At 64.2% G+C, this 3,423-nt stretch carries 4 protein-coding genes; all 4 read right to left on the bottom strand.

The window, feature by feature from the left end; all coding sequences use genetic code 11:
- Window positions 1–95: 95 nt before the first annotated feature.
- The 4 genes from AB4Y32_RS40105 to AB4Y32_RS40090 all read right to left on the bottom strand — a co-directional run bounded on the left by AB4Y32_RS40105 (window position 96) and on the right by AB4Y32_RS40090 (window position 3,271).
- Window positions 96–311, bottom strand: a complete 216-nt coding sequence (locus tag AB4Y32_RS40105) for a hypothetical protein (RefSeq protein ID WP_368726531.1) — start codon at window positions 309–311, stop codon at window positions 96–98.
- Window position 312: 1 nt separating this feature from the next.
- Window positions 313–1,170: an ExeA family protein gene (locus tag AB4Y32_RS40100; RefSeq protein WP_368726530.1), complete on the bottom strand. Its 858-nt coding sequence runs from the start codon at window positions 1,168–1,170 to the stop codon at window positions 313–315.
- Complete coding sequence (locus AB4Y32_RS40095) at window positions 1,167–2,603, bottom strand: DDE-type integrase/transposase/recombinase (protein ID WP_368726529.1); 1,437 nt, start codon at window positions 2,601–2,603, stop codon at window positions 1,167–1,169. The genes AB4Y32_RS40100 and AB4Y32_RS40095 overlap by 4 nt, the downstream gene beginning before the upstream one ends.
- Window positions 2,604–2,701: 98 nt before the next feature.
- Window positions 2,702–3,271 carry a hypothetical protein gene (locus tag AB4Y32_RS40090; RefSeq protein ID WP_368726528.1) on the bottom strand — a complete coding sequence of 190 codons (570 nt, stop codon included), beginning with the start codon at window positions 3,269–3,271 and terminating at the stop codon, window positions 2,702–2,704.
- Between the last annotated feature and the right edge of the window lie 152 nt (window positions 3,272–3,423).

Raw genomic sequence — 3,423 nt, 5'->3', positions numbered from 1 at the left:
TGAGCGTGAGCACGTAAATCGATGGGGCAATGATCAAGATAAATGATGTTGAAGGAATCAAGTAAAACGGGGGCGATGATGCCCCCGTTGTCGTTTCAGAACGGCTCGTCGGCCGGCCGGTGCGGCGGTTGTTCCGGACCGGGGTACCAAGGCTCGCGATAGCGCCGGATCTGGGTCGCATAAGCACGGCTGAACCATAGATACAGATCTTCAATGAAGAACTGCATCATGTAGGCAGCTTCATCGGAGAGCTCAGGCAATGGCAGGCGTCGAGAGACATCGGGTTGGTGAGTCGGTGTTTTGCGGGACATGTCATCGGGCTCCGTTGGTTTGACGCGCTGGCGTGCGGCGCGAGGACTGTGTTGATGGTGCAAAGACCTCGAAGTACAGCTTCTCATCGAGTTCGGGCAGTTCGCGCTGCGCGGCGGTAGTGAGCAGTTCGTTGGCGAGCGTAGTGAGCACGCGATAGTTGCCCAGCGCGTGTTCGCATAGCGTGTGGCACAGCGGCGGCGTCATCAGCTGTGGGGCGCCGGCACTGGCGAGCAGATGATCGAGGCAGGCCAGCAGATCGTCGGCCGAAGCCTTCTCGGTCGCCAGGCGCGAACGGATGCGACTGCCCAGTGGCAGCAGTTCGTCGCGCCGCAGCTTGTCGGTCAGGCGGGTGTCACCGGCGAGCACCACGCACAGCAGGGGCTGCGAATCGAAGCGGGCGCTGGCCATGAGCCGCAGTTCGTTGAGCACGCCGGGGCTCATCTCCTGCGCTTCGTCGATCAGCAGAATCGGACGACGGCGCGTGCTCTGCAGGTGTGACAGCCACCGGTCGCGCAGCGACCTGAAGCCACCCCAGCGGTTGTGCGGTTTGAGTTCAAGGCCGAAGATGTCGCCCATCTCGCGATAGAAGTCGGCGAGGTTACTCTGCGGATGATTGATCGAGACGACCGTCAGATCGGTCAGGCGCTCGAGCTTCTCAGCCAGCACGCGCATGACCACGCTCTTGCCGGTGCCGGGCTCGCCGTGGATCATCGCAAAGCCGCCTTCGCGCACGAGCGCGTTCTCGATGCGCCAACAGAAGTTCTCCACGCGCGGCGACACGTACAGCGCCTCGAGGGGAAGCTCCGGCGAGAACGGGTTCCACTTCAGGCCATAGAGGGCTTGCAGACGCTGGCTCATGCCTCCTCCTGCCAGTCAGCGGGAATCCAGGCAGGCGGCAACCCGGTTGCGGCGTGGTCGGCCAGCATCTTGCGCAGCAGCGGCGCGATGCCGGGTGCGCTGGCCGGTGGCGGCTCGACATTGATGGCATCGAGTCGCCGACGCTGCCGGTCCGCATTGGCGGCCTTGTCCAGCGGTCGCAGCGGGCGCAGTACAGCGTCACTGTCGGCGTCGATAAGATCGACGCGACTCAGGTCCCAGCGCGCGTATCGCAGACGCACGCGCTGCAGGTGCCGGTAAGCCGAGGGGATCTCGAAGCGCGTGCCGGCAAGACTCACAGTGCCATCCGAGCGCCGCTGGGTGCGCGTCACGTCGATACGGAATGCAGCGCGCAGTGCGTCACTCGACGGGCATTCGCGGCCCACATCGGGACCGGCCAGATAGCGCTTGAGTGGCGTGCCGCCGATCTCGGAATGATGCGCGTGGTGATACTCTCGCTCGATCCACGCGTGGGTGGCCTGATTGAGCAGTTCGAGCGTCAGATTGGGCTCGCCCTCGAGCATGGCCATCACGCGCCCTTCGATGCGGGCCCAGAACGTTTCCTGCTTCGCGTTCTGGTACGGAGAATATGGCAAGGTCGTCTGGTGCAGCACACCGAGCGCGAGCAACCCGGCGGTCGTCTCCTCGGCAAGCATTGCCGCGCCGTTGTCGGTCATCAGCGCGCGTGGCCGGCCGCGACGCTGAAACGCCTGAGTCAACCCATGGATCAGGCTGCGTGCAGTCTCATCGAGGAACCATTGCGCGTGGCAAACGACGCGCGAGCGGTCATCGAGCACACACAGCAGCATCGGCGTGACCCATTGGCCGTCGTGCGTGAGCAGCTTGCGAGAGCCGTGATGGAAATCGAGATGCCAGAGCGCGTTGACATGCTCGACCTCGAAGCTGCGTACCTCGAGCTTCTCGAGGCGATCGCGCGCGAGCATTGCGCCGGTGCTCGTATGTCGCGGCTTGCGTTCGCGATACATCCCCTGCGCCCGCAGATAACGGCGAAGCGTCGTATAGGACGGCACGCTCGCTTCGCCGAGCGAGACCTTCAGGTTGTCGTAGTGCAGCTGGCACGTCCAGCCGGGATGTTCGCGGTACTGCACGCGGATCGCCTGTACTGTCTGGGGCGACAGGCTTGCGCCAGCGCCGCAGGGGCGCTTGCGGTTGCGCAGGCTCGCCACCGGATCGTGGACAGCCTTGCGGGCCTGATAGAACCACCGTTCGATGGTCGAGCGGCCGAACTGGATGTCGTCGCCAGTGACGGGATGGCGCCAACGCCTGGCAGCCAGCGCAGTAATGAGTTCGCGCACCTGCCCGGGTTCGGGCGGTGCTGCGAGCAAGGGGCCGACGATCGCAAAGCGCAGGCGCGCCCAACGATCCCGTACAGGTAAATCGTGAAGTTCAGTCATGCTCTCTCCAGGGATGCGGCGCACCACGCCGCGATTCAGGGGAGAGGCGAGACTACAAGCGCAGTCCGAGAGGGGCGAGCAACAAGTTCTGCGGGCGGTTACCGTCCCTCACGCAGGACGCTCACGGCGCTACCGCTAGTGAGCGGCGAAAGCCAGCGCAGCAGGCATAGCAATGGTTCGGCAGGCTGCGTGGTAGCGAAGCGCTCGAGCAGGCTTGCCGGTACCTGTGCGGTCTCGACGGGCGGCACGAACGCCGCCCGTCCGAGCGCCCAGAATGGTGTGCCGACGAAGCCGGTCGTCCACCAGTGCCGCCATCGCGCAATCGTCGAGGGCGGTACACCCAGCGCATCGAGCTGGCGCATTGCCGCAGCCGTACCGGCGCTGGCACGCGTGGCGCTAACGACGATCATGATTGCGGCGGTGTAGATGCGCCGGCCGAGAAAGCGCACCGAGAATGGCGTGGTGCGACAGCGACAATCAGCGCAGCAGAAGCTGTAGCGGAAATCGCAGTGGCAGCGGGCGTCGTGTGAAATTCCGCGCGGCTTGCGCGGGTAGCGGGCGCTATGGAGTACGCCACCGCAGCGACAACGTTGCGCGCGGGTTTGTTCGGCGTAGTCCTGATCGATAAGTAGCAGCAGGCGATAAAAGTTGGGGTTCTGGATACTCACGTGGCACACTGCGGGGGTCTCGAGTTCTGGCAGACAAGAGACTCTCCCTTGGGCGTCGTTTGTGCAAGATGCCTGAGGGAGATCCCCTCCGCTACATCACGCAAGCTGCTCAAAACGCCCCGAATTCCCATCGATTTACGTGCTCACGCTCA

The sequence above is a fragment of the Paraburkholderia phymatum genome (assembly GCF_040965635.1).
GTDB classification, from domain to species: domain Bacteria; phylum Pseudomonadota; class Gammaproteobacteria; order Burkholderiales; family Burkholderiaceae; genus Paraburkholderia; species Paraburkholderia phymatum_B.
This window is presented reverse-complemented; position numbering and strand designations above follow the sequence as displayed.

Coding starts and splice junctions, on each gene's coding strand:
- AB4Y32_RS40095 (WP_368726529.1), bottom strand. CDS start 2,603: ATGACTGAACTTCACGATTTACCTGTACGGGATCGTTGGGCGCGCCTG.
- AB4Y32_RS40100 (WP_368726530.1), bottom strand. CDS start 1,170: ATGAGCCAGCGTCTGCAAGCCCTCTATGGCCTGAAGTGGAACCCGTTC.
- AB4Y32_RS40105 (WP_368726531.1), bottom strand. CDS start 311: ATGTCCCGCAAAACACCGACTCACCAACCCGATGTCTCTCGACGCCTG.